Below are 24,608 nucleotides of genomic sequence, written 5' to 3' on the forward strand. Positions count from 1 at the left end.
AGGCATTTAACATGAAACGAACACGCAAGAAATGGTTATGGATCAGTGGAGGGGTCATCCTGGTACTCCTGTTAATCGGTTCCACGCTCTTTTTAGGACGAGGAGAGGCACAAGGAACGAAGGAGGTCGTCGAGTCGAAGACATTAAAAACATTCTTCTACTTCTCAGGCACGCTTGAAGCGAAAGATCGACAGACGGTCATCAGTGATCGTGATGTCCGTGTCACCGACGTTCGATTTGAAGAAGGGGATACCGTCATATCAGGTCAAACGATCATCAGCGTCGAAGGAGGAGAAGATTTCAAGGCACCTCGCTCCGGACAACTCGTTCGTCTTGACGTCACGGAAGGCGAAGTTTATGCCCCGAATACTGTCCTCTTCGTTGTTGCAGACAACAAAGCGTTGATTGCTCGTCTGAAAATTGATGAACAAGATATCGAACGGATTGAAGTTGAGGATACGATTGAACTACAGACGGATGCATCTGATAAAACCATCAAAGGGAAGGTCGAATCGATTAGTCCGGAAGCTGTGACGGAAAATGGAAGTACGTATTTCAATGCAAAGGTATCGGTACCGAGCTCGTCAAACTGGTTACCCGGCATGACGGTCGAGGGACGTTTACCATATCAACTCGCACAAGATGTACCTGTCTTATCGCTCGATGTCATTTCGTATTCGAAGTCGGATCGTCCGTATGTATATGTGAAAAAAGACGGGGAAACGACTCGTCAATACATCGAGACGGGCGTGACGGACGGACAGGATATTGAAATCAAGGACGGATTGTCCGCCGGAGACGAAGTCTTCCTGCCGAGTGAAGACGGTGCTTCCGGTCTTCTTCCGACTCCACCAGGAGGTGCGTCCTGATGCCGGTCGTTGAATTGCAAGAAATCCAAAAAACTTACGGCGAAGGAACCAATCGTCACATCGTCCTCGATCGAGTATCGCTGACGATCGAGGCTGGTGAGTATGTGACGATCCTCGGACCTTCGGGTTCAGGAAAATCAACGCTGATGAACATCATCGGTTGCCTCGATGTCGCTTCAAGCGGCGTCTATCGCTTGCAGGAGCAGCTCGTCCACGATCTATCCGAAGACCAGCTAGCGACGATTCGCAATGAAGAGATTGGCTTCATTTTTCAACAGTTCCAGTTGCTACCGCGCATAAGTGTCTTACAAAACGTCGAATTACCGCTCATCTATGCCGGCGTCTCGCGCAAAGAGCGCCGCGCGCGATCACTTGAACTCTTGGAACGTGTCGGATTGACAGATAAAGCCGATGCCTTACCGAGTCAATTGTCCGGTGGTCAACAACAACGGGTTGCGATTGCGCGGGCGCTCGTGACGCGACCGACGATCTTACTCGCTGATGAGCCGACCGGAGCGCTCGATCAAAAGACAGGGAAACAAATCATGAAGTTGTTCGAGAGCCTCTCAGAGGAAGGGAAGACGATCATCATGATCACACACGATGTCAATATTGCTAAGCAAGCCCGCCGGATCATCCGAATCGAAGATGGTCAGGTGACGGAGGTGACGACATGATTCGCGAAACGTTACGGATGGCATGGTCGAATATCTGGCATCATAAGATGCGATCGTTCTTGACGACGCTTGGTGTCATCATCGGTGTCGCATCGATCATCGCCTTGATTTCGATCGTCAACGGCGCGACGGCCTCAATCAATGAAGAGGTCGCGTCGTTCTGTGCCAATAAATTAACGGTCCAAACGACAGAGACGCCATTGAAAGAAGGATTATCACCTGCACAACTGGAAGAGTTAAACACGATTAAGGGAACACGCGGTGTCTCACCGACCGTTTCGACGGTCCGGGACGTCCGTGTCGAAAATCATATACTCGACCAGGTGACGATCGAAGGGCGAAATCACATCTATTACCGGGAATCTGAAGATGTCCCGCAAGGACGTGGCATCGTCATCAGTGATGTGAAACAACAGACGCATGTCGCCGTCGTCAGTCCAACCGTCGCCCGAACACTCTATCCGGGTCAGGTCGCGATCGGTAAGACGATCAAGCTCGATGGACTCAATTACCGGATCGTCGGTGTCAGTGACGCGGATGGCGATCAAATCGTCATTCCTTATACGACGGCCCTGCGGACGCTTGTGGTGACAGCCGTTAAGCAAGTGGATATCTTCAAGACGGACGCAGCTGACGTCGCGACCGTCAAACGGGATGTCACGGCAAAGCTGTACCAGTTCTATAACGGACGGGACGATACGTATGACGTCGTCAGCTTGGATGAAGCCCTCGATTCGATTGACCAAATCAATACGATGCTCTCACTCCTGTTGACGGGTATTGCGTCGATTTCCTTGATCGTCGGCGGAATCGGTATCATGAACATGATGCTCGTCTCGGTCACGGAACGGACGACGGAGATTGGCTTGCGAAAAGCACTCGGTGCGAAACCACGTACGATCCGCCTACAGTTCCTCTTGGAATCGATCTTGCTGTCCTTGATGGGTGGGCTGATCGGGATTCTTGTCGGAGCGATGCTCGCATTTGGCGTCAGTCTAATGATCAGTACACCGTTCACACTCTCCGTGAGCACGATTCTGCTTGCCGCCGGATTCTCGATCGGTGTCGGCGTCTTGTTCGGTTATATGCCGGCGCGAAAGGCGTCTCGTTTGAATCCAATCGAAGCCTTACGAAATGTTTAAGTGAAGGAGGAGGACGATGGTAACGATTTTGATTGCCGAAGATGACCGGAATGTCCGTCTACTATTAGGTGAGACACTCCGGTCCGCCGGCTTTACGGTGATTGAAGCGAGAGACGGGAAAGACGCACTCGACCAACTCGATCAACAACACGTCGATCTCGTCGTGACGGATGTGATGATGCCGCACGTCTCAGGAATCGAACTGGTTGAGCTGCTACGTGAATCCGGGTACGAACAACCTGTCTTGATGTTGACAGTGCTGGATTCCTTTCAGGATAAGGAAGCCGGATTCACGACCGGTGCCGATGATTATATGGTCAAGCCAGTTGATTTGGACGAGCTATTACTGCGGATCAGAGCGCTGTTACGCCGTTCAAAGATCGTAGCAGCACAAGAATTAATCGTTAATTCCCTGCAACTACGGATGACGGATGCGACGGTCGTAACGCCTCGTGGTGAGATACCGTTGCCACAGAAGGAGTTTCAACTGCTCTATCGCTTGCTCGCACATCCGAAGCAGATTTTTACACGTCAGCAGTTGATGGACGAAATTTGGGGATATGATGTCGAGAGCGACAGTCGGACGGTCGATGTCCACATCAAGCGGTTGCGCGACAAGTTCAGCGCCTATGATGATTTTACGATCGAGACGGTCTGGGGACTCGGTTATAAGGGAGTGATCCAGTGAGACGCTTCGTCCGCTCGATCTCTGGTCGCTTTTTCGTCATCCTCTTCGGTTTATTGTTACTACCACTGCTGTTACCGTTCATCATGACGGTCTGGTTCCAGTTCCAAGAAGTCGATCAAGACCTAAATAATCAATTGCAACAACGAACGGATCAGATTGAACGATTGATGCAAGACCAAAACCTGTCGTTCGCTGAGGCGAGTCAGTATATGGATCAGTCTTTGATTGAGACGACACAATACACGTCGCTCAATCAAGTACAATCATTATCGTCGTCAGAACGTGACCAGTTACAACGAAAAGGTGAAATCACGATCGATGGGGTGTGGCTCGAACCGTCGCAATACATCCGTCAGGCGGAGACAGGATATCTCGTCTCGACACCGATTGCCGGACAACGCATCCTTGAGGGTTTGCGAACGTCAGCTGGAATCGGTATCGTCATCACGATCGGCGTCGCCTTCATCCTGACCTGGCTCGCCGTCACGCTCGTGACACGACGGATTCGTCGCATCAGTGAAGCGGCGATTGAAGTGACGAACGGGAACTATGATGTCTCGATCAAGGAAGGTGGAAATGATGAGGTCGCGCTCCTCGTTGAAAACTTCAACCACATGACCGAAGCACTGCGACGAAACGACCATCTCGCAAAAGATCTCGTCGCCTCGATCTCGCATGAGCTGAAGACACCGATTGCTTCGATTCAAGGATTTTCTAAATTGTTACAGACAGAAGAAAACCCGAATAAACGGCAGCAGTACTTGACGATCATGGAGCAAGAGAGCACCCGTCTATCACGCTTGACGTCGAATCTCGTCCGCTTATCGCGGCTTGATCATCAGACGATCATCGAGCGGAGACGGTATCGCCTTGATGAACAACTTCGGACATGTCTTTTACTACTGGAACGGCAGTGGACGGAGAAATCACTTCGACTGGAGCTCGATTTACCGGAAGTGTCCGTCGAGTGGGAAGAGGAACTGATGCAGCACGTCTGGCTCAATCTGCTGGAGAACGCGATTCGTTATTCGCCGGAATCGGGAGTGTTAGAAGTGACCTTAAGTGAAGGAAAGAACATTCGCGTCACGATCCGCGATGAAGGACCGGGAATCGCAGAACAGGATTTACCGTACGTGTTCGATCGCTTTTATCAGGGCGAACAATCACGAGCGAATGAAGGACATGGTCTTGGATTATCGATCGTTAAACGAATCATTGATTTACATGATGGTGAGTTAACGATTAGGAATCAGTCGGAGCAAGGCGCAATCGTGACCGTTACATTAACGGCGCACGAGACGCGTGAATGATGACAGATAAAAAGGAGCTCAACACTTCACGATAACATCGTGTAAGTCCGCGCTCCTTTAGGATGTGTTAGCTTAAGTTATTTGTATTGGTAAACCACTTATCCCCATGTTCCGCGATGAAACGGTATTCCGCGCGGTAATGTGTGTCGTGACCCTCTTCTTTCATCTTGATGAAGGCAGCATCACCGTCCGCAGCTCTTTGATCAATCAACAGATAGAGGGCTTCGATGCGCAACAATAACATGGATAGCAGTTCGGAACGCGTTCCTTCATAGCCATACGCATCAAGGAACCGACTCACTCGCTTGGCGAAACGTGTGTCATCTTGCTCTGGTGAATAAGCAAGAACGGATCCGTCAGGTGCTTGTCGTCTGCTGCTGAGCGGAACGAACGTATAGAGCGCATAGACGATATCCCAAGCACGTGGACCGGGTGCTGCGAGGTCAAAGTCAATCACGCCACTCAGTTTTTGATCCTGAAAAATCGTATTGTAGACGGCAAAATCGTTGTGGCAGATGACTTCGTGTGGAGTCGGGGTATTGAGCAACGGTGCCCAGTCCGGTGAGACGTTGAAGTCGACTGTCGCGTCATGATACTGGCGCATCAGACGTGCGACATCGTCTAATACGTCGTCATGCCACATGTATGCTTTTAGGGGATAATCGGCCGTTTCGCCAGGGAGAAAGGTCAGGATCTCTCGATTTTGTTCGTCGATGCCGACGAAACGCGGAACACCGGATAGGCGTTTAGCTTCTAAGTGGCGTAATAACCGTTGGACGTTGTTGCTGTTCTCTTTTTGTGAGCGATAGACATGCTCACCTTTTTGATAGACAGCGGAGACATTTCCACCAGTCAGTCGTTGTTCTTCAGACATGAATATTCCTTCTTTCTTTTGTAATCGGTTACATATCGGCTAGTCTTTTTGCATGCGTTGATGAAGAAGCGGGTGCTTTACGCACGATTGTCATGTTGTTCAATCAGTCAATACCGCATCGCAGAGAGCATCAAGCGACGGATTCGTGACATGGTCGAGGAATGTGTCAACGTCTTCCGTCGAACGAAGACGAACGATTTGGTCCGCTTCACCTGTAACTGGCGGCTCGATTCGTTGACGCTGATAGATGTCGTAGTACGACGAGTCGCCACGAATCTCTCGTCCATCGCGTTTGGAGTGAGTCAGTCGGTCTGCAATTGTCACTTCGGGTAAATCGAACCAGACGAGGATCGAGCGGAACGTCGAACGGGAGAATGGATCTACTAATTGTTTCCGACCAATCCGCGAGGTGTTGGCATTACATAAGATGATCGTCTCGACGGAAGACGTGATTGCCTGTTCGATCAACCATCCCGTCAAGTCATGTTTGATCTGATTCGGTCCTTCTGTTGGAACGAGGTCTGGATAATGTTCGAGCAAAAAACGTGCTTGAAGATCCTGATCGATGACAAGGCTTGCTGGTAGACGTTGAGCAAGCTGTCGTGCGAACGTCGTTTTCCCGGCATGGGTCGGTCCAATCGTCAACAGGACGGTCCTCATGACGTCAGTTGTTCTTCCGGTAAGCGATCAGCGAGAATCTGCGCGAGCCAATCTTCTTTCGTTCCGAAGCAAGAGGTCGTCTGTCCGATATGATAAAACGTACTGGCCAATGGTCCGGTGAAGTAGGTCGCATCCGGCATACATAAGTAAATCGGGCGATTCGTCGCGAGCGCAATCCCGAGTTCGACGTGACTACTTTTTCCTGCTGGTAACACGAGGACGAAGGCGTCCGCTTGTTGTACGGCTTCGAATTCAGCAAGACCAATCTTTCGTAATGCTTCAGGATCCTCCGCCCGATCATTCATCGTCCAGTCGTATGTTACATCGTGTCCACGCAAGCGGAGTTCATCGCGGAGCCAGCGGACGGTCAATGTGTGATCAAAGCGAGAAGCAATATAAAGGTTCATGTATGGATTCCTTTCTCAAGTAAAAGTTGTTCGATGGCCTGAACGAGCGCGTAGGCTCCGTCAGACGTATTCGATAAGACGGTGACGATCGTTTCCGATTGTGGATAATAGGCGGAATGAAAGCTGACACCCGGATCATAGCCCATGATGTGCCACTTCTCGTGCGAGGCATCGAGTCGTTTCAGCCAGACGCCGTAACCATAAGACGCAACATCGTTGACTTTGACGTGAGGATGAAACAGTTGCGCGGTCATCGATTCGGACAGCAACTGATGCGTCAGAAGACTTCGCCAAAAACGTTCCATGTCTGATGCTGTGAGGAAGGCACCGCCATCTGGTCCGCCAATGATCGGTAACGCATAGTGGTTCGTTCGCCACGTACCGTCTTCATTCTCGATGTGACCGGTGGCTGTATCCGCCGGCAGGGAGTCGAGTCGGAAGTAGCCAGACTGTGTCATTTGCGCACGAGTGAATAATTCGTTCGTCACGTAATCCGCGAAGGCTTGTTTCGTCAATTGTTCGATCACGAGACCGAGCAGGATGTATCCCGCATTGTTGTATTGAAAACGTTCGCCCGCAGTGAACTGTCTTTTTTGGCCCTGAAACAACGGTAAAAAATCGATGGGACTACGCAAACGGTACATTGGGAGATCTTGAAAGACCTCCTCGAAGTCGGTCATCGTCGCTTCGTCAAAATAATCACCGATGCCTGACGTATGAGTTAACAGATGATGTATGGTCACACCGTCTAGATCGATTCCTATGTCCGGTAGAATCGTCGCGACGCGTTCGTCGAGTGCAACCTTTCCTGCCTCGACTAATCGTAAGATAGCGACCGCCGTGAAAAGTTTTGCACCAGAGGCAATTCCGAATCGCGTCGTTTCTGTGTTCGATACGCGGTAGCCCCGATGTGCGAATCCGTTAGCATGACTAAAGATTTGTTCACCTTGCTGGTGGATGGAGACCGCCCCTTCGAGATGCGTAAGCTCCGGTAAAGCAATGAGTTTCTTGTTCACGTTCATCATCCTCTCTGTTTCCCATCCTATCGAATTCATTCATGCAAGAAAAGGGAATTATAAGAAAAAATTGAAAAAAATGAAACTTTTTAAACGTGTCGCGTATCTAATAGGGGAGTGATTGCAAAAAAGGAGGATGCCGATGTGTTTCGAAAGTCAGGTGCAGCATTATCCGACGCTGCTTTTGAAGCAGCTTTATTCGCAGAAGAAGACTATGTGTACCGTATTTCCTTCATTTATCTGAAAGAGGAGGCGGCAGCGCTTGAGAACATCCAAGAGGTCGCGTACCGGGCATGGCGTGGGCGAAAGAGTCTACGGGATGCTTCGTATTTTAAGACATGGTTGACGCGTATCACGATGAATTGCGCTTTCCAGCAACATCGAGCGTCATTTCAGTCGCTCGCGATCGAACCGAGTCAAACGACGTCGTTTGAAGAGCGTCTCGTCGATCGCTTGTACTTGGACGATTTACTGGAAGTCCTCGAGCCGACCGAGCGTTCGATCGTCTACTTCCGGTATGAAGAAGATTTGTCATTGCAAGAGATTGCGCAAACCTTCAATGTGCCACTGAGTACGATCAAAAGCACGTTGTACCGCGCACTCGAGAAAGTACGACGACAGAAGGGGGTGAGTCTATGAATCACGAGCTAAAAATCTTGATCGACGTACCGTCATCTGTCAGGCAACGGACAATCCAAGGTATCCGCAAAGCGAAACGGCGCCGGCGTTCGTTACAAGCTGCTTGTCTCGCTGCCGGTCTGACGATCATCGGCTTTAGTTCCTTGCATGAGACCGTTCCCGAGCAATCGTCGCAATCGATGGTCGTCGGCATGTATTATGATGAACAGTTATACACGGTAGCCAAAAAAATTACGGATACAGATTGGCAACAGCTGAAAGGGAAGCGACTCGGTGTCACGGACGATGTCTTGACTGATACGCAACTAGAACAGGACACATCTGATTTTGCGTCGAACCTCGATGCGTTTACCGTCTATCAAGTCAAGGACGATCCGGTATCTGAGCACGTGCTGGTCGTCGGTGAGGAAGAGGGTCGAGAACGGGTGATGATTCTGTCGCCCACACGATAAGGGGGGAGAGAAATATGACCATCCGGTCTTGGACAACAGACGATCTACCACAATTGGTCGGATTGATGACGCAGCTTGGTTATCCGGCAAGCGAGGACGTCTTACGCGAACGATTTTCGCGGGTCACCCGTCATCCGGATTATGAATTGCTTGTGTTAGAAGACGACGATATGCTTCTCGGCTGCGTCGGTCTGTTTCAGGCGCAAGCGTTCGAGCATGATACGACCTATGTCCGAATCGTCGCGTTTGTCGTCAACGCGAAACATCGTCGGCAGGGAATTGGACGCCGTTTGATCCGAGCAGCGGAAGACTGGGCGCATGCAAGAGGAGCAACTGCCGTTTTACTGAACAGTGGTAATCGACCAGAACGCGAAGCAGCCCATCACTTTTATCAATCGATGGGCTACAGCGTAACGAGCACGAGTTATTCGAAATCATTGGCTTCATCGTGATTTACGGAAACCATGGAAAGCACGAAATCCTTGTTGTTCATAAAAAGAAGCAGATTGACGAGTTGCCAGAAGATCGATCCGCGTCGGATAGGTAAGTTGCAAGTGATCGAGTAACTGTTGTCCGTACCCACGCTTGTGTGCGTTTCGGCTAACGAGGAGCTCACAGACGAACGTCGTCACTGAACCGTCCGTTAAAGCGCGGACATAGGCAAGGATTTCTCCGTCAGACTCAAGGACGAAAGCGGCATTTGCATTCATCCACGCGTTGCGAGTCCGCTCTTGATCAGCGACGAGATCCTGCCATCCTTCTAATCCGTTCAATCGATGAATCTGCTCAAAATCGTCAGGTTGGAAACGGCGAATCTGTTCCGTCATGGCTGGTTCTCCTTTCGTATCAAGTCTTGGAGCGGGGAAGGTAACTGGCACCAGTCCGAAAATTGCGTGTCAGTCAATGGAACATCGCCTGTGTGCTTCCAAATCGCCTGCATGCCGAGGGCGCGTGCCGGTAAGATGTCGTGGTCGTAATTGTCGCCAACATAAAGGACTTCGTCCGGGCGAACACCTAAACGATCCGTTAAGCGCAAGAAAAATGCCGGATCCGGTTTACGGACGCCTTCTTGTTCCGAGATCCCGATCTGCGTAAAGAAGGGAGACAGTCCGATTGCGTCACAGACGGCACGTTGGAACGTCGTCCGACCGTTCGATAGTAAGCCGATGGGTAGCTCAGGCGGTAATTGCGCAAAAAAGGTATCGACTCCCGGAAAGCTCCGTGCGAAGATCGGATAACGCGTCACGTAGTCCTGTAGCAGTACTTCAACAGAACGCGACAATTGGAAGCGACGAATCATTTCCGTATAGACGACGTCCTTCCAGACGCGTCCTTCTTGATCAAGCGCCAAGAACGTCGTGATATAGTCGTCGATCGAAACATGCGCAACTTCACGAAAACGTTGATGCTGATCCCGAAGGAAATAGGGAAGAGAACCGGACCGGTCATGTAACGTCCCGTCTAAATCAAACAATAAAGCACGAATCAAGGTAAACACCATCTTTCAAAGTATAGAGGAGTGATTATAATGGAACGAATTATGCAACATCAGGGAAAACAAGTGACGTATTATGACGACGGTTCGACAGGTCGACCGTTGTTACTCCTACCCTCGCTCGGTGGGACGTATCAAGACTGGGCGGACATTCTGACGAAACTGACACCGGACTACCGCGTCTTCAGCTTTCATCCACACGAATGGTCGGACGATTACATCGACGGGACGACCGGCATCTTACGGCAAATCGATCAGTTTCTTAACGCGACGAACATTGCGACTCCGGTCACACTCGTCGGCCATTCCTACGGTGGACTCGTTGCGCAAGCTTTTGCTCTACATCATCCAGAACGCGTCGCCGGTCTCGTTCTCGTGGATGCGACGTCCGTTGATTTAGCAGAACTCGATCAGCTAGATACACCGATGCTCGACCGGGAAGGGGATGACGCCGTCTGGATCGATCGGTTCGAAGAACTATCAAAAGCAACTGATTTACGTGACCGTTTCCCGGACGGGGATGACCGCACGGATTGGAACCCGGCGTATTACCGGTCGATGCATGCGATCATCTCGCAGTGGAAAAGTGATGCGAAAGATCTTCAACCACGCATGCGCGATCTCGGTGTTCCGTTGACCGTTCTTGGACGGGACAAAGCGCAGTCGATCGAAACGATGATGGCTGCTGGTTTTCCAAAAGACGAACTGGAGCGGATGGAAGAAAAATGGCAGGAATTGATTCGGCGACAGGCGAATCTATCCGATCAGGCGAACGTGACGTTCGTTCCGGGAACATCACACCTGATGCATCGCGATCGTCCGGACGTCATCGTAGACGCGATATTGACACTACATCAATTTAAGGAGTATACCGTATGACACGTATGTATGTACTACATGGTTTAATGGGAACAGCAGCAACACACTTTGCACCACAGCTATCCGCTTTAGCGGATGATTTTACGTTCATTCCGATTGATCTGCCTGGTCACGGAATGACGACGGAACCGGCAACGGAAGATTACTTATCACAAGCAACACGTGCCATCCGCGAACGGATGGCACAGGAAGGTCCAGGATGGATTCTCGGGTTGTCGCTCGGTGCGACGCTTGCGATGCAACTGGCGCTCGACCCACCGGACGAACTCGAAGGTGTATGTATCACGGGTTTTTCACCATTCATTCCTAAAGCGATGGAACCGCTGATGCGCGAACAACGGGAGTTTTTCCTTAACCTCGAACAGCAGGCACCGGAGATTGCCGACCAATTCGAGCAGTTGCATGGTCCTGCCTGGAAAACGACGGCGCGGGAAGTTCTCGATTTGATGACGTTCCGTTTCCCGGCACTGACGGAAACGATGCTGCAGTCGATCACCTTGCCGGTCATCATCCTAAATGGAACGAATGAAACATACGAAGTCGACGCAACCGCGTTCGTTGCGGAACATGTGCCGAACATCATCGTCTTACCAGTCGAGGGAGCCGGGCATACGGCGAATCTCGATCAACCGGAACGCTTTAACACCTTATTGCTTCAAGCGCATCAATCCATGCTGACGACTTAAGCGTTCGTTTATCTTCTCTTGATACATCTGCTCATCTGCCTCATGCAGGACGTCGTCGACACGGCGTCCTGTTGTCGTATGTACGGCGCCGATTGCGAGCCCGATTTCGTGTGTCGCGAACGTCGAGCGGACGTGTTCGACGAATCCCTCGAACAGCTCAATCGACGGACTATCGTCGATCAAGACGAATTCATCACCACCGATCCGGTAGCCATGGTCTGTCAAGCGGCGGATGCAAAGTCCTGTTTGTTCAAGCAAGGCATCACCGACCGCGTGACCGAACCGGTCGTTGAGCTCTTTTAGTTCATTCAAGTCAAGCAGAATCACCCCATACGCCGTCTTCTCTTGATTGAGCGTGCGGACAGCCTCGTTGAAGGCATGACGATTCCCTAGACCAGTCAAGGCATCGATCCGGTATTGATCGAGCAATGCCTGTTGTGATTTCAACTGCTCGTCAATGTTACGGATCACTCCTTGGATGGCAACGATCTGTCCATTTTCGTAAATCGGCGTCGCATATTCTTCGAACCAGACATACGTCCCGTCATTCGTCTGCCAGCGTTGCCGAAACGGCTGATCGTAGTCACAGTCGCCCGAAATCTTCGACATCAAGACTTCGATGTCTTCCGGATGAATCCGCGCGAAACACTCGTCTGGATCCATGTAGCTAGCTGCTGCCACGCCTTTCCCCATATGGTCATCGAGGGAAGGACTGATATAACGAAACCGATATTCCGGCTGCACTTCGAACACGTAGAAGATATCTTTACACAATGCGATTGTATCCGGCTGTTGCTGGCGGAATAACCGGAAACTGATCAACATGAGAAGACCACCTACAATCAATCCCAATACAAATATGACGTCCACCTCCTCTATTCATCGACCATCATATCATAATTGGGTTTTATTACCTATAATTTACAAAAAACACTCTACTTCAATCGTAGAGTGTTTTTGGATTAGTCTAGCTCAATGCAGACACGAAATCCTCGGCTCGCATAATAGGAATCCGCTCCGTTGTGATAGATGAATGTCGTCTCATAACGACGATCTCCGAATAAGGCGCCACCTTTTTGACGGATCACGTCCGGTGTCGCAAGCCAACTGGAGGTTTTTTCGTCAAACGAAAACTGTATTTGCAGTGATTGATACTGTTCTGGTGTTAAGAGGTGCACCTCTAGCGTCTCAATCATCGACTCGACACTCGCTGCGGGGGCATTTTTCTTTCGACCAAGTCGAGCGGACTCATCCAAACAGACACTTCGACGACCAGACGGACTCTCTTTGACAGTGTCGACGATGACGAATCGTCCATCAAGGGTTACGACATTCGGCTCTCCGCCTGTCTGTTCCATCCAAGCGAGGGCTGCTTGTTTCGAAGACGTCAGTCGTGACTCGACCTCGTCATACGAAAGACCCTCGTGGCGATCAGGAGTAGCTTCAAAACGATCACGAAAATTCGTGAATTGGTCCTCCATCGGTAAAACCTCACTTTCCTAGTCCATTTTTTCCATTATTCTATGAATCCGCTTCCAGTGCAATCGTTTAGTGACTGAATAAGTCAATCTGAAGACAATTGACAAATGAAATCGGACTGCCTACACTAATTGTACATATACGGTTTCTGTTGCGATCGCGCATACAGGAACGACATTTAGGAGAGGAGCCCAACCGTATGCGCTGGATCAGTTATGCGGCTGTTGTGACGATTCTTTCGTTCTTAGCGTTCACAGCATATTCGTTCTTGACGACGATCGACTTTGAGATCGTCTATCAGTTCGGAACGTTTGCGATGACGTTATCATATTTTATCTTTGGTTTACCGATGTTATGGATCGTCCGCCATTATCCATTGACCCTTCGTTTACTCATTTACGTGACGACGAGTAGTGTCGTTCTGTTTCTTTTCATTGGTTTATATGAAGCGTGTCATGATGCATCGCTGTCTCCGCTACCACCAACCGGAAGCATGATTCAGTTCACGGCTCTTGCTTGTCTATTATTCGTTTTACCGTATGAGATCGTCTATCGTAAAAATTTCGTTTCCATTCAACCACGTGTTTCTTGACAGTATTCTTGTTCCTCAAGAGTGCTGTTTTTTATTTCCTTTCATTTAGAAGGAATTCCCAATAAATTCTTGAATTATACGTTATCACGAATTTTGGAGGGTTACATATGGAAGGAACATTTCAATGCAAACAGATGGGAAAATCATTTTCGGGAGACGGTGTCGAGACACATGCGTTACAAGACATCGAAGTGACGCTTGAAGCAGGTGACTTCATCTCAATCATCGGACCATCAGGTTCTGGAAAGTCGACGTTACTCAGTCTAATCGGAACGCTCGATCGTCCGACGAGCGGAGAGTTGCATTACGACGGAAAACCAATCAACAAACTAAATAGCAAAGAACTATCCGACTTCCGGTTCGAGAACATCGGCTTCATCTTCCAGCAGTTTCATTTGATTCCAACGCTGACAGCGCTTGAGAATGTCATGGCGCCTTTGTTCGGTCGAAAAGTACCATACGATAAAAAAGAACGCGCTGAGCAGTTACTCGCGCAAGTCGGTCTCGCCGATAAAGCAGGCAGTTTGCCGTCGCAACTTTCCGGTGGACAACAGCAACGGGTCGCCGTTGCCCGAGCACTTGTTCATGAACCGAAATGGTTGCTTGCCGATGAGCCGACAGGGAACCTCGATACGGATACGGGAGAAATCATCTTTAATCTCTTACAGTCATTAAACGAAGAGAAGGGATGCGGCGTCTTGTTCGTCACCCACGATCCGGCACTCGCCGAACGGGCGAACCGAACGATCGAGATGCGAGATGGCGTCATCATCGAAGATCGTCTCGTCCGTGTCTGAGCCTCGTTTTTGAACTCCGTTCCTCCACGCTTTACACTGAAAGGGTAGAGGAGGAATGCGTGATGCGACTAGGAATACTGGATCAAGTGCCGTTACATGAGGGCGATACGGTCGAAGCGACGATGGAAGCGACGGAACGACTCGTCTTAGAAGCCGAGCGACTCGGTTATGAACGGTACTGGTTCGCCGAACATCATAATACGAATGGGTTGCTCAGTGCGGCACCGGAACTGTTCATCGCCCGAATGGGTGCGAAGACGTCAAAAATCAAGCTTGGTTCAGGTGGAGTGTTGTTGCCGCAGTATCATCCACTGAAAGTCGCCGAGAGCTTTGCGACGCTTGATGCGTTTTATCCGGGGCGGATCGAACTCGGGATCGGTAATTCTCCGGGCGGGAGCGAACGGACACGACTTGCGTTGACGGATGGAGAGAAAAATCGGGCAGCTGAGTTTAGTCGACTCGTCAATGAAACGGCAGGTTTCTTAACAGACGGTTTATCGAATCGACACCCATACCGGATCGTCAAGACGACACCACGTGACCGGAAACCGTCGCCGATCTCGATCTTGGGTCTGTCGCCACGTAGCGCGCGGATTGCAGCCGAACAAGATCGTGGTCTCGTGTTTGGTCACTTCATCAATCCGGATCGTTGGGAAGAGACGCTCTCGACATATCGCGAGGCAGGCGGGAAGAACGTCATCGTCTGTGTTTTCGTTATTTGTGCTCCGACACAAGAAGAAGCAGAACGTCTCGCTCGAACACAGGATGCCTGGATTCAAGGCGTCCGACTCGGGAATTCGATCGTTCCGTCGTTTACGACGACAGAAGCAAAGGTCTGGAATGACGTTCAAGTAGAACGGATCCGCAAAGATCGCCGACGAACAATTGTTGGGACACCGGATGTCGTTGAGCGTGAGCTAGAGGTATTAGCAACCCGTTATCAAACGGATCAATTTTTACTGATTAACAATGCCTTTGATCAAGAAAAACGATTGCAGTCGTACCAGCTCATCGCGGAGCGACTACTCTAAACATAACAGGACCCCTCATTAGGTGTTTGGCTAATGAGGGGTCCTGTCTACAAATCTACAAATCTACAAATAATTAACGTTGAGCCGTTGGACGAATCAAGATCTCGTTGATCGCAACATCCTCTGGTTCGTTAACGGCATAGGCGATGGCACGCGCAATCGCGCTCGCATCGATGGCTTTTAAGTCACCAATTCCTTGTTTGATCTCTTCATCCGAGATATGGTCCTTCAATTCCGTATCGACTGCTCCCGGTGAGATGATCGTTGCGCGGATATGATTTTCAACGGATTCTTCCTTACGAAGACCTTCCGTGATGGCGCGAACGGCGAATTTCGTACCGCTATAGACGGCGCTCGACGGCATGACTTCGTGACCTGCGACGGACGAGATGTTGATGACGTGTCCGCTTTTTTGTTCGCGCATGTACGGCAAGACGGCTCCGATTCCGTGGAGAACACCTTTGATGTTGACGTCGACCATCGTATTCCATTCATCCTGTTGATTCTTGTGGAGGTGTGATAGTGGCATCAATCCAGCGTTATTGACGATGACATCAACTGAGCCGAACTTGTCTTTCGCAAGCTTAGCGAGTGCATCGACTTGCTCGCGATCCGTGACGTCCGTCACTTGATAGACGGCTTGACCACCTTCTGCTTCAACGGCTTTGACGAGTTCTTGCAAACGATCTTCCCGGCGTGCAGCAAGAACGAGTTTTGCGCCTTGTTTTGCAAGTTCTTTAGCGGTTGCTTCCCCAATCCCGCTTGATGCTCCTGTAATGATGACGACTTTATCCTGAATCATCTGAACTCCTCCTTCTGAATAACGTACTCCTTGAGAGGTATTGCCGCTTTTATTGATTTGAAAACATTGTGTAGGAGGCTTATTCATGAAACGGTATCTCTTTATTGGATTGATTGTGATTGCAATGGCAATCGGATGGTTTTTATCGCTTGATCCATTTCGGCATCAACCACCAGAACCTACTGTAACCATCGAAGGTCGCGACGTGAAGGTGTATACCGGCACTTATAGTTGGTCAGGGATGTTTCGTGGAGAAGTAGCTGATACGAAGTCGGAAGCCGTCGATTTAGTAAAAGGCGATCCGAGTACGCAAGCAAATCCTGAAGATCGCTTGATGATTCGCTTTGAAGAGGAGCCAACTCCGAAGTCTGTCACGATTGTTCTATGGTCGGTCGAGGATAAAAAAGAAATTAAAACGTATAAGAAGACCGGGAAGATTTCCGTCCCGACGACTCCCGGACGATACGTCTACCAGATTACAGCCGACTGGAAAGAAGGTGATGGCGATTTCGCCTTTCCGATTGAAGTGAAATGAAAGGCAAGATAAAAACATATTGACAGGATGTGTGTTTAGTGATAAACAAATGAATAGTTGACCTCTTCTTTGATTAGAAGAGGTATTTTTTCGTTAAATATAGTAAATAATCCACTTGTTTCGTTAATTATAGTCTGAATAATCAGAATATATGGACATTTTAACAAAAGTGTATGTAAATGTTTCGGGTTCGAATGAACGGGAATAAACACATCATACACATAATAGTTCATGTGTTGAATCACCTAGGTGAAAGAAGTTAACAATCGTAAAGGAGAGGTGCAGATGAATGGGTTCAATCGATTCTTACTCGTCATCATAGGCATACTCGGACTCGTCAGTGTCGGGCTGCTTGTGCTCGGTGTGTATGATGTTCCACGGCTCAGTTCATTGATTGAGCAGTGGCAGGATCAGCAATGGTATAGCTATACCGTTCTATCCATCGGAGGATTTTTAGCATTCGTATTCGTCATTCTATTATTCACAGGATTATTCAGCCGCTCAAAAGGTCAACGTCTGTTGATTCAAACGGGTGACGGAACGATCACGATTTCGAAGGAAACGATCGAACGGACGGCACTGGAGTCGATTCGTGGAGTTGGTGGCGTACGGACACCGCGTGTCCATGCCGATATCCATTCGAAAAAAGAGACGGTTGCTTTAAAAGTCGACTGCTCGGTCTTCGGACAAGAGGGACTGCCGACGATCGCAAAGGATATTCAAGAACGCGCTAAACAAGCCGTCGAATCCTTACTCGAGTTACCAGTTACGAGTACGAAGGTCACGATCAGTGACACGAAAACAAAAACATCGGAACGTGTTGTCTAAGAGAGGAGAGGGAACATGAAGACAAGGGAAGCACTTTATCCGTATCGGTTCCGACTGATCGGTGGACTTGTCGGTCTAATCCTCGCCATCTTATTCTTGACGATTGGCTTTGGTCCGACAATTCTCATCGTTGCCTTCGCAGCGATCGGATTTTTGATTGGGAAGTGGCGCGATGGTGCGCTCGATATCGAAGGGTGGATTCAGTTCTTTCAACGGGACTGATTCATATATATCTAACTACACATTCAAAAGGAGAGATTTCAAATGGCAAACGAAGTAAACACAACAACTGAAAACGAAGTGGTACGCGAGAATAAATTGACGTTCGAAGATCAAGTCATCAAAAAAATCGCAGGGATCGCGTCGAATGAAGTGACAGGCATCTTGTCAATGAGTGGTGGATTCATGAGTGGACTGACGGATCGTCTCCGGAGTTCGGAAGACATCACGAAAGGAATCGGTGCGGAAGTCGGCGAACGCCAAGTCGCTCTCGATTTGAAAGTCATCGTCGAATACGGTAAAAACATTCCGTCGATCTTCCAAGAGACGGTTGCAAAAATTAAAAAATCAATCAGCGACATGACAGGACTTGAAGTCGTCGAAGTCAATATGCACGTCGAGGACGTCATGACACGCGCTGAATTTGAAGCAAAAAATAAATCGAACAACGAACAAGAAGAAAAGAGCCGCGAACTGCAATAAGGAAGTCAAAAGATCCGACGAACTCGTCGGGTCTTTTTTTCATGGAATCGACACGACGTTTGACTAAACTAGAGCCTTTTTCGGGAATAGATTAGTATCACGATAAACGAAAGGATGATTCATGATGCGACTAACAGGAAAAACGATCATCGTCACGGGAGCTGGCTCAGGAATGGGTGAAGCCATGGCCAAATTATTTGCACAAGAAGGCGCACGGATCGTCGCAGCGGACATTCGGTTGGAAACCGTCGAGCGGGTCGTCTCTGACATCAAGGAAGCGGGCGGAGAAGCGATGGCTGTTGCGAGTGATATCGCCAAACCTAACGCAGCAACAGAACTCGTCCAACAAGCGCTTGAGGCTTACGGCAAACTGGAAGTTCTCGTCAACAATGCTGGGATCATGGACGGAATGGAGGGAGTGGAAGACATCTCCGATGAACGCTGGGATCATGTTTTCGCCGTCAATACGACAGGAACGATGCGTCTGATGCGCGAAGCGGTCAAGCATTTCAAGGAAGTAAAAGGTGGTGTCATTCTGAATAACATCTCGATTGGCGGTCTGAACGGTGCCCGAGCAGGAGCAGCCTATACCGCTTCCAAACATGCCGTCATTGGTTTGACGAAGAATACCGCCTTCTTTTACGCCGGAGAGGGGATCCGGTGTAACGGCATCGCTCCTGGAGCCGTCGAGACGAACATCGGGCAATCGATGACGAACCTGAATGAATTCGGAATGGGACGGGCGATGCTCGGTATGGGACTCAATCCACGTGCCGGTCAGCCGGATGAGATCGCAAAATTGGCATTGTTCCTCGTGTCTGACGAGGCGAGTTTTATTAACGGGGCGATCGTCGTCGCCGATGGTGGATGGAGTGCGTATTAAAAAACGTATCTTATTTACTAGATTACAGTTTAAAATGGCAGGAACCTGTCGATATAAGGGATAATATGACAATAGGAGCATTATGACCTTGAGTTTGAATCCAGGGAGGAATCGGCATGTCGATGCAGGAACAAGCAGCACACGTCACCGACACACAAGTCATTCGAGCAATCGAACAAAATCTGGCAATCATCCGCTTTGACGATCGACGGAAAGTCGCATATGTCAACGAGTTGTTTGCCCGGACGATGGGGTATGAAGTGGAAGAGCTAATCGGTAAATACCACCGTGATCTTTGCTTTCCAGCGTACGTCAACAGTCCGGATTATGAGTTGTTTTGGCGCAAATTGATGCAAGGAATTACGTATCAGGACAAGATTGAACGGCGGGCTGCCGATGGGCAACAAAAATGGCTCGAAGCGACGTATATGCCGATCTATTCGGATGACGGGCGCCGGGTCGTCGGTGTCTCAAAAATTGCATCGGACATTACGATTCGCCAACAGGACGTCTTACGGATGGCAGCTGAACTCAACGAGACATCCGCGTTCTTGACGGTCAAATCGGAGAGTGGTCGTCAGGACGGTCTGAACGTGCTGGCGACGGTCCAACAAGTCGAGGCGGAGTCCGTCGAGAATCTGTCGAGCCTTGTTGCCTTGCGGAAGGATGCGAATTCGATCACTGACATCGTGAAGACGATCCGTGATATTGCGGCGCAGACGAATCTACTCGCCTTGAATGCGGCGATCGAGGCGGCACGTGCTGGTGAACATGGGCGCGGATTTGATGTCGTCGCGACCGAAGTCCGAAACCTGTCGAACAAAGTGTCGCACTCAATCGGAGAAATCAAGAACAACATTGAAGGGATCGTTGAACGGATTGAAGACGTTTCGCACAGCATCGAGCGGATTTCGTCTAAGGTCAAGGACAGTACGGGGCAACTCGAACATACGGTCAGTGAGTTCGATCAATTGGCTGATTCAGCGAAACAACTCGAGCGTCAGGCAAAACAATTCGTCCATGTCTTATGACACACATCGATACCGGATCACACGAGCTGCTCGCTTGTAGTTGATTCGGTATTTTTTTGATGGCGAATTCAATATAGAGAAATAGAAAAGACGCTTGTTAAATCGGAATCGTTACGATATGATGTAAAACGTAATTATTCCGAATTAAAGGTGGAGAACAATGTCTACATATAAAACTGCGAGCCTCATCGGCAGTGTCTTCCTCGGTTTGACACTTGCCGGTTGTGCTGCTTCTGATACGCCACAAGAGCAAAACCATTTGACGTTCGTCTATAACTTCGCGACACAATCGCTCGATCCGCATCGCGACAGCAGTTATGTTCCGCTTCGCGCAGGGGTGACGGAGACGCTCGTCCGTCTTGATGACGAACGATTGACGGTCGAGCCGTGGCTTGCGAAAAAATGGTCCTACGAAGGAAAGCGAACATGGCGGATCGTCTTACAGGAAGACGTGACGTTCCATAATGGGAAACAACTTGATGCGGCAGCCGTCAAATCGTCTCTCGAACGCTCAATCGACGAAAATCCAGGTGTCAAGAATGCCTTGAATATCGAGACGATCAAAACGGACGGACCCGATCTGCTCATTCAAACGAAGACGACATATCCAGAGTTCATCTCGGAACTCGTCAATCCGAACACAGCAATCATCGACACGAAAGCAAGCGGGGTGACGAAGGAACCGATGGGAACAGGTCCGTTCCAAGTCGAGCGGTTCGCTCCGGGAACAAAAGTCGAGTTAAAACGTTTCAAGTCCTATTGGCAAGAACAAGCGAAACTTGATTCCGTTGATTTTGTCTTCAACGAAGATGCTGGCGCACGGACGAACGCTTTGCGTGCCGGACAGGCGGACATCGTCTATCGACCGGAAATCGAGAGTGTCAAGCAGTTGAAGTCTGAAGGATTAACAGTTCAAGCGACGGATACGTTCCGTGTCCATCAGTTGACAATGAATGTCGCGAACGGTCCGATGCAATCGCTTGAAGTCCGACGGGCAATGGATGCTTTGATCAATCGAACACAGCTCGTCGATCACGTCCTCCAAGGATATGCGGTTCCAGCGCGTGGTCCATTCCTATCGTCATTCCCATTTGCTCCGAATTATCCGCAACAAGAGCAGAAGACGCTGGAAGAATGGCTCAAGCAAGCCGGTTATACAAAACAAAACGGACGGATGCAAAAGGACGGTCGTCCTTTAAAGCTGACGTTATTGACGTATGCGGCTCGACCAGACCTGCCGTTGATCGCTCAAGTCATTCAAGATGACGCGAAAAAGATTGGTGTGGCGATCACGATTAAACAAATCGATGTCCCAGAAGAATACATGGCAAGTAACCGGGACTGGGATATCGCGACGTACAGCAATCTGACAGCTCCGCGTGGGGATGCTGGATATTATTTGAACGCGACCTATCATCCGAACGGGGGACTGAACTTCAGTCGTGTCGCGGATCCGAAGTTGACGAAACAGATCGAGACGTTGAATGAAACGATTCAGATCGAAGAGCGTTCACGGCTTGCGGAGCAAATCGCGCGATATGTCGACGAGAAACGCTACAATAGCTTCTTGCTCCATCCTTCAACACTCGTCGCCTATGACAGCAAACGCGTCAAAGGATGGAAAACGGAAAAGAGTGAATACTACATGATCACGAACACGTTGCAGGTGACCGATTGATGCGTTCGATCGTCAAACGACTGCTATCGCTGAGTCTATTCACTCTACTCATCACGTTCAGTTGTTTTGTCTTGTTACGGTTACTGCCGGGTGATCCGGTCTTGACGTTATTGAATATCGATGAATTATCAGCAACGCCCGAACAAATCGAGGACGCGCGCCGTGAATTAGGATACGATCAGCCGTTGTACGTCCAGTACGTCCGTTGGCTGCAAGACATACTCACCTTACGTCTCGGAAACTCGTTACAGACGGGTCGACCGGTCATTGAGATGTTGTTAGAGAGTTATCTCGTGACAGCGGAGCTGGCACTTGGTGGTCTTACGATCGCTTTATTAATCGCCTTACCCCTAGGAATCGGTAGCGCCTTGACGACGCGCCGAAGCGTCGTCCGTCTCGCGCACCTTGTCAGCATGAGCGGAGCGGCCGTGCCTGGTTTTTGGATCGGTCTGTTGCTCGTCGATCTGTTTGCCGTCCGTCTCGGGTGGTTACCTGTGATGGGACGGGAAGGGATGACGTCACTCGTCCTCCCGGCTCTATCGCTCGGCTTTCCACTTGCGAGCGTCTATATTCCATTGATTCGACTGAATCTACGCCGTGAACTGAACCAACCTTACATCGACTTGGCACGGATGCGTGGCATATCCGAGCGGACGATCCTTTGGCGTTATGCGTTACGCGGCAGTGTGCCACCGGTCCTGTCCGTGTTCGGTCTGACGCTCGGCAGTCTTGCCGGGGGTGTCGTCGTCCTCGAAGTCCTATTCGCGTATCCAGGTGTCGGAAAATTAATGGTCGATGCGATTCTACAACGCGATTACCCATTGATCCAAGGCTACATCTTGCTGACGACAGGCATCATTCTTGTCTTGCATCAAGGTATCCGGTCGTTAAACCGGGCGTTACGACCAGATTGGCAGAAGGGAATACACACATGAAAAAAACATGGCTCATTTTCGGAGGATGTATACTGATATTTATTTCATATACCGTATATGTTAATCCATTTGATACAGACGTAACGAAAAGACTTGAGCCTGCTTCATTCGAACATTGGCTCGGAACAGACGGTTTAGGACGAGATTTCGCAGCTCGTCTTTTTTTAGCTGGTTTGATATCCTTAGGTTTCAGTCTACTTACGGTGTTGCTCACAGCCTGCATCGGTACCTGTCTTGGTTGTCTAGCCGGTTTTTATGATGGACGTCTCAAGCGCTTGATTCATCGATTAGAAGATGGTCTCGTGATTTTCCCGGACACGGTTCTAGCACTCGTCATCGCCGGATTATTTGGTGCCAGTCCTCAAAGTTTGATCTTTGCGATTTTACTCATCAAATGGATTTCCTACGCGCGATTAAGTGAGACACTTGTGACCGAGACGATGCAAAAGCCATACATCAGCATGGCACGCATCAACGGGTTAACAGACAGGATGATCTTACGACGCCACATCTTACCACCCATCATCCGGCAAGTCGTCGTGTTAATGAGTTTGGATGTCGGCAAAGTCATCTTATTCTTATCAGCGTTCTCTTATATCGGACTTGGTGTCCAAGCACCACTGCCAGAGTGGGGAGCGATGTTGAACGAAGGACGTCCTTATTTCAGTTCGGCACCCCGGCTCATGCTTTTGCCAGGTGCGTGCATCGTCTTGACCGTCGTCGCGACGATGGGATGGACACGGTGGATGAAGAAAAAAGGAGGACACGTAAATGATTCAGATTCGGAGCTTACACGTTCGGGCGAAACACGTCCTTCTGCATGATGTGAATCTATCGCTACCAGCTCACCAATTCATTTGTCTCGTCGGAGCGAGTGGGAGCGGTAAGACGCTCTTGTTGAAACGATTACTGGATCGATTGCCGGACGGGATGTCGTCGAGGGGAGAGGTCATCTCGGACGAACCCCTGCGACGTGGTCTCGATATCGGTTACATACCGCAGCAGTATACCGATGCGTTTCTTCCGTTTTTAACGATGCGTCAGATGTTACGGGATACATATCGCGCGCATGGACGCAAGATCAATCATCCTTATATCGATGACGTCTTGCGAACGCTTGAGTTGGACCCGACCTGGTTGAGCCGATATCCAGGAGAGTTGAGCGGTGGGCAATTGCAACGGTTCGCGATCCTGTTTGCCGTCGCCTTAAAACCACGGTTGATTTTAGCGGATGAATTAACGACGGCACTCGATCCCGTCTTGACACGTCGTTTACTCGACTGGTTGATCGAGTACCAACACCAGTACGGGGCAACGATTGTATTCGTCACCCACGAACTAGGACCTGCTTTACATTACGGGGAGCAACTCGTCTTAATGCAGGATGGACGAATCGTCGAGACGGGAACACCACAGATGATCGAGCAAAGTTGTCATCCGTTTACGCTTGCCTTGATGCAAGCACATCGTACGTCACTGGAAGAAAGGAAGAGTTCATGTCATCCGTCTTATCCGTAACAG

Annotated in this window: 32 protein-coding genes; 23 read left to right on the forward strand and 9 right to left on the reverse strand. The window is 49.6% G+C overall.

Annotated elements, in window-relative coordinates:
• Positions 1-11 precede the first annotated feature (11 nt).
• The 5 genes from B3G15_RS14240 to B3G15_RS14260 are packed head-to-tail and all read left to right on the forward strand — an operon-like array spanning position 12 to position 4,686.
• Complete coding sequence (locus tag B3G15_RS14240; protein ID WP_290721963.1) at positions 12-869, forward strand: HlyD family efflux transporter periplasmic adaptor subunit; 858 nt, start codon at positions 12-14, stop codon at positions 867-869.
• Positions 869-1,546: an ABC transporter ATP-binding protein gene (locus B3G15_RS14245; protein WP_290721964.1), complete on the forward strand. Its 678-nt coding sequence runs from the start codon at positions 869-871 to the stop codon at positions 1,544-1,546. Before B3G15_RS14240 ends, B3G15_RS14245 begins: the two co-directional genes overlap by 1 nt.
• Positions 1,543-2,688: an ABC transporter permease gene (locus B3G15_RS14250; RefSeq protein ID WP_290721965.1), complete on the forward strand. Its 1,146-nt coding sequence runs from the start codon at positions 1,543-1,545 to the stop codon at positions 2,686-2,688. The genes B3G15_RS14245 and B3G15_RS14250 overlap by 4 nt, the downstream gene beginning before the upstream one ends.
• A 16-nt stretch (positions 2,689-2,704) precedes the next feature.
• Positions 2,705-3,376 (forward strand): response regulator transcription factor, encoded by a 672-nt coding sequence (locus B3G15_RS14255; RefSeq protein WP_290721967.1) that lies wholly within the window; start codon positions 2,705-2,707, stop codon positions 3,374-3,376.
• Positions 3,373-4,686: a HAMP domain-containing sensor histidine kinase gene (locus tag B3G15_RS14260; RefSeq protein WP_290721969.1), complete on the forward strand. Its 1,314-nt coding sequence runs from the start codon at positions 3,373-3,375 to the stop codon at positions 4,684-4,686. The genes B3G15_RS14255 and B3G15_RS14260 overlap by 4 nt, the downstream gene beginning before the upstream one ends.
• A gap of 67 nt (positions 4,687-4,753) precedes the next feature.
• Here B3G15_RS14260 and B3G15_RS14265 read toward each other — a convergent pair whose 3' ends face one another.
• The 4 genes from B3G15_RS14265 to B3G15_RS14280 all read right to left on the reverse strand — a co-directional run bounded on the left by B3G15_RS14265 (position 4,754) and on the right by B3G15_RS14280 (position 7,643).
• On the reverse strand, positions 4,754-5,560 hold the full coding sequence (locus tag B3G15_RS14265) for a phosphotransferase (RefSeq protein WP_290721970.1): 807 nt from the start codon (positions 5,558-5,560) through the stop codon (positions 4,754-4,756).
• 99 nt (positions 5,561-5,659) lie between these two features.
• A complete protein-coding gene (locus tag B3G15_RS14270; RefSeq protein WP_290721971.1) occupies positions 5,660-6,205 on the reverse strand; it encodes an ATP-binding protein in 546 nt (181 codons plus the stop codon).
• A gap of 11 nt (positions 6,206-6,216) precedes the next feature.
• Positions 6,217-6,627 carry a hypothetical protein gene (locus B3G15_RS14275; RefSeq protein WP_023468387.1) on the reverse strand — a complete coding sequence of 137 codons (411 nt, stop codon included), beginning with the start codon at positions 6,625-6,627 and terminating at the stop codon, positions 6,217-6,219.
• The gene (locus B3G15_RS14280; RefSeq protein ID WP_290721973.1) at positions 6,624-7,643 is read right to left on the reverse strand and encodes a serine hydrolase domain-containing protein; all 1,020 of its coding nucleotides are present in this window, start codon (positions 7,641-7,643) and stop codon (positions 6,624-6,626) included. Before B3G15_RS14280 ends, B3G15_RS14275 begins: the two co-directional genes overlap by 4 nt.
• A 144-nt stretch (positions 7,644-7,787) precedes the next feature.
• Between B3G15_RS14280 and B3G15_RS14285 the strand changes: the two genes are divergently transcribed.
• Genes B3G15_RS14285 through B3G15_RS14295 form a run of 3 tightly spaced genes read left to right on the forward strand, consistent with a single transcriptional unit; the run spans position 7,788 to position 9,186 of the window.
• Positions 7,788-8,282 carry a sigma-70 family RNA polymerase sigma factor gene (locus tag B3G15_RS14285; RefSeq protein WP_290721974.1) on the forward strand — a complete coding sequence of 165 codons (495 nt, stop codon included), beginning with the start codon at positions 7,788-7,790 and terminating at the stop codon, positions 8,280-8,282.
• Positions 8,279-8,734, forward strand: coding sequence for a hypothetical protein (locus B3G15_RS14290; RefSeq protein WP_290721976.1), 456 nt, complete (start codon positions 8,279-8,281; stop codon positions 8,732-8,734). The genes B3G15_RS14285 and B3G15_RS14290 overlap by 4 nt, the downstream gene beginning before the upstream one ends.
• A 14-nt stretch (positions 8,735-8,748) precedes the next feature.
• Entirely contained in the window at positions 8,749-9,186 is a 438-nt protein-coding gene (locus B3G15_RS14295; RefSeq protein ID WP_290721978.1) for a GNAT family N-acetyltransferase, read from the forward strand.
• On the opposite strand, the gene B3G15_RS14300 is transcribed toward B3G15_RS14295, so the two are convergent.
• Positions 9,178-9,561 carry a GNAT family N-acetyltransferase gene (locus B3G15_RS14300; RefSeq protein WP_290721980.1) on the reverse strand — a complete coding sequence of 128 codons (384 nt, stop codon included), beginning with the start codon at positions 9,559-9,561 and terminating at the stop codon, positions 9,178-9,180. The two genes, B3G15_RS14295 and B3G15_RS14300, sit on opposite strands and share 9 nt — an antisense overlap.
• Complete coding sequence (locus tag B3G15_RS14305) at positions 9,558-10,223, reverse strand: HAD family hydrolase (protein WP_290721982.1); 666 nt, start codon at positions 10,221-10,223, stop codon at positions 9,558-9,560. Before B3G15_RS14305 ends, B3G15_RS14300 begins: the two co-directional genes overlap by 4 nt.
• A 39-nt stretch (positions 10,224-10,262) precedes the next feature.
• Between B3G15_RS14305 and B3G15_RS14310 the strand changes: the two genes are divergently transcribed.
• Positions 10,263-11,108: an alpha/beta fold hydrolase gene (locus B3G15_RS14310; protein WP_290721984.1), complete on the forward strand. Its 846-nt coding sequence runs from the start codon at positions 10,263-10,265 to the stop codon at positions 11,106-11,108.
• Positions 11,105-11,794 (forward strand): alpha/beta fold hydrolase, encoded by a 690-nt coding sequence (locus B3G15_RS14315; protein ID WP_290721986.1) that lies wholly within the window; start codon positions 11,105-11,107, stop codon positions 11,792-11,794. The genes B3G15_RS14310 and B3G15_RS14315 overlap by 4 nt, the downstream gene beginning before the upstream one ends.
• Here B3G15_RS14315 and B3G15_RS14320 read toward each other — a convergent pair.
• Positions 11,756-12,619: a sensor domain-containing diguanylate cyclase gene (locus B3G15_RS14320; RefSeq protein WP_290721987.1), complete on the reverse strand. Its 864-nt coding sequence runs from the start codon at positions 12,617-12,619 to the stop codon at positions 11,756-11,758. The two genes, B3G15_RS14315 and B3G15_RS14320, sit on opposite strands and share 39 nt — an antisense overlap.
• Positions 12,620-12,756: 137 nt before the next feature.
• Complete coding sequence (locus tag B3G15_RS14325) at positions 12,757-13,275, reverse strand: DUF4256 domain-containing protein (RefSeq protein WP_290721988.1); 519 nt, start codon at positions 13,273-13,275, stop codon at positions 12,757-12,759.
• A gap of 197 nt (positions 13,276-13,472) precedes the next feature.
• Between B3G15_RS14325 and B3G15_RS14330 the strand changes: the two genes are divergently transcribed.
• The 3 genes from B3G15_RS14330 (at position 13,473) to B3G15_RS14340 (ending at position 15,693) form a co-directional block, all read left to right on the forward strand.
• On the forward strand, positions 13,473-13,865 hold the full coding sequence (locus B3G15_RS14330; protein ID WP_290721989.1) for a hypothetical protein: 393 nt from the start codon (positions 13,473-13,475) through the stop codon (positions 13,863-13,865).
• A gap of 107 nt (positions 13,866-13,972) precedes the next feature.
• The gene (locus B3G15_RS14335; RefSeq protein ID WP_290721990.1) at positions 13,973-14,662 is read left to right on the forward strand and encodes an ABC transporter ATP-binding protein; all 690 of its coding nucleotides are present in this window, start codon (positions 13,973-13,975) and stop codon (positions 14,660-14,662) included.
• A 62-nt stretch (positions 14,663-14,724) separates the two neighbouring features.
• On the forward strand, positions 14,725-15,693 hold the full coding sequence (locus B3G15_RS14340; protein WP_290721992.1) for an LLM class flavin-dependent oxidoreductase: 969 nt from the start codon (positions 14,725-14,727) through the stop codon (positions 15,691-15,693).
• A 73-nt stretch (positions 15,694-15,766) separates the two neighbouring features.
• On the opposite strand, the gene B3G15_RS14345 is transcribed toward B3G15_RS14340, so the two are convergent.
• Positions 15,767-16,495, reverse strand: coding sequence for an SDR family oxidoreductase (locus tag B3G15_RS14345; RefSeq protein WP_290721994.1), 729 nt, complete (start codon positions 16,493-16,495; stop codon positions 15,767-15,769).
• Between the two features lie 85 nt (positions 16,496-16,580).
• Between B3G15_RS14345 and B3G15_RS14350 the strand changes: the two genes are divergently transcribed.
• The 10 genes from B3G15_RS14350 to B3G15_RS14395 all read left to right on the forward strand — a co-directional run bounded on the left by B3G15_RS14350 (position 16,581) and on the right by B3G15_RS14395 (position 24,605).
• Complete coding sequence (locus B3G15_RS14350) at positions 16,581-17,030, forward strand: hypothetical protein (protein WP_214860138.1); 450 nt, start codon at positions 16,581-16,583, stop codon at positions 17,028-17,030.
• 285 nt (positions 17,031-17,315) lie between these two features.
• A complete protein-coding gene (amaP, locus tag B3G15_RS14355; RefSeq protein ID WP_064299846.1) occupies positions 17,316-17,858 on the forward strand; it encodes an alkaline shock response membrane anchor protein AmaP in 543 nt (180 codons plus the stop codon).
• Positions 17,859-17,873: 15 nt separating this feature from the next.
• Positions 17,874-18,080, forward strand: a complete 207-nt coding sequence (locus B3G15_RS14360; protein WP_035397250.1) for a DUF2273 domain-containing protein — start codon at positions 17,874-17,876, stop codon at positions 18,078-18,080.
• A gap of 42 nt (positions 18,081-18,122) precedes the next feature.
• Positions 18,123-18,560, forward strand: coding sequence for an Asp23/Gls24 family envelope stress response protein (locus B3G15_RS14365; RefSeq protein WP_023468370.1), 438 nt, complete (start codon positions 18,123-18,125; stop codon positions 18,558-18,560).
• 124 nt (positions 18,561-18,684) lie between these two features.
• Positions 18,685-19,443: an SDR family oxidoreductase gene (locus tag B3G15_RS14370; RefSeq protein ID WP_290722321.1), complete on the forward strand. Its 759-nt coding sequence runs from the start codon at positions 18,685-18,687 to the stop codon at positions 19,441-19,443.
• A 116-nt stretch (positions 19,444-19,559) separates the two neighbouring features.
• Positions 19,560-20,474: a methyl-accepting chemotaxis protein gene (locus tag B3G15_RS14375; RefSeq protein ID WP_251133484.1), complete on the forward strand. Its 915-nt coding sequence runs from the start codon at positions 19,560-19,562 to the stop codon at positions 20,472-20,474.
• Between the two features lie 160 nt (positions 20,475-20,634).
• The gene (gene nikA / locus B3G15_RS14380) at positions 20,635-22,152 is read left to right on the forward strand and encodes a nickel ABC transporter substrate-binding protein (RefSeq protein WP_290721998.1); all 1,518 of its coding nucleotides are present in this window, start codon (positions 20,635-20,637) and stop codon (positions 22,150-22,152) included.
• Positions 22,152-23,087: an ABC transporter permease gene (locus B3G15_RS14385; RefSeq protein WP_290722000.1), complete on the forward strand. Its 936-nt coding sequence runs from the start codon at positions 22,152-22,154 to the stop codon at positions 23,085-23,087. The genes nikA and B3G15_RS14385 overlap by 1 nt, the downstream gene beginning before the upstream one ends.
• Complete coding sequence (locus tag B3G15_RS14390) at positions 23,084-23,911, forward strand: ABC transporter permease (RefSeq protein WP_290722002.1); 828 nt, start codon at positions 23,084-23,086, stop codon at positions 23,909-23,911. Before B3G15_RS14385 ends, B3G15_RS14390 begins: the two co-directional genes overlap by 4 nt.
• Entirely contained in the window at positions 23,859-24,605 is a 747-nt protein-coding gene (locus tag B3G15_RS14395; RefSeq protein WP_290722004.1) for an ATP-binding cassette domain-containing protein, read from the forward strand. Before B3G15_RS14390 ends, B3G15_RS14395 begins: the two co-directional genes overlap by 53 nt.
• The last annotated feature ends 3 nt before the right edge of the window (positions 24,606-24,608 follow it).

The sequence above is a fragment of the Exiguobacterium sp. UBA1053 genome, assembly GCF_002316465.1.
Taxonomy (GTDB): domain Bacteria; phylum Bacillota; class Bacilli; order Exiguobacteriales; family Exiguobacteriaceae; genus Exiguobacterium_A; species Exiguobacterium_A abrahamii.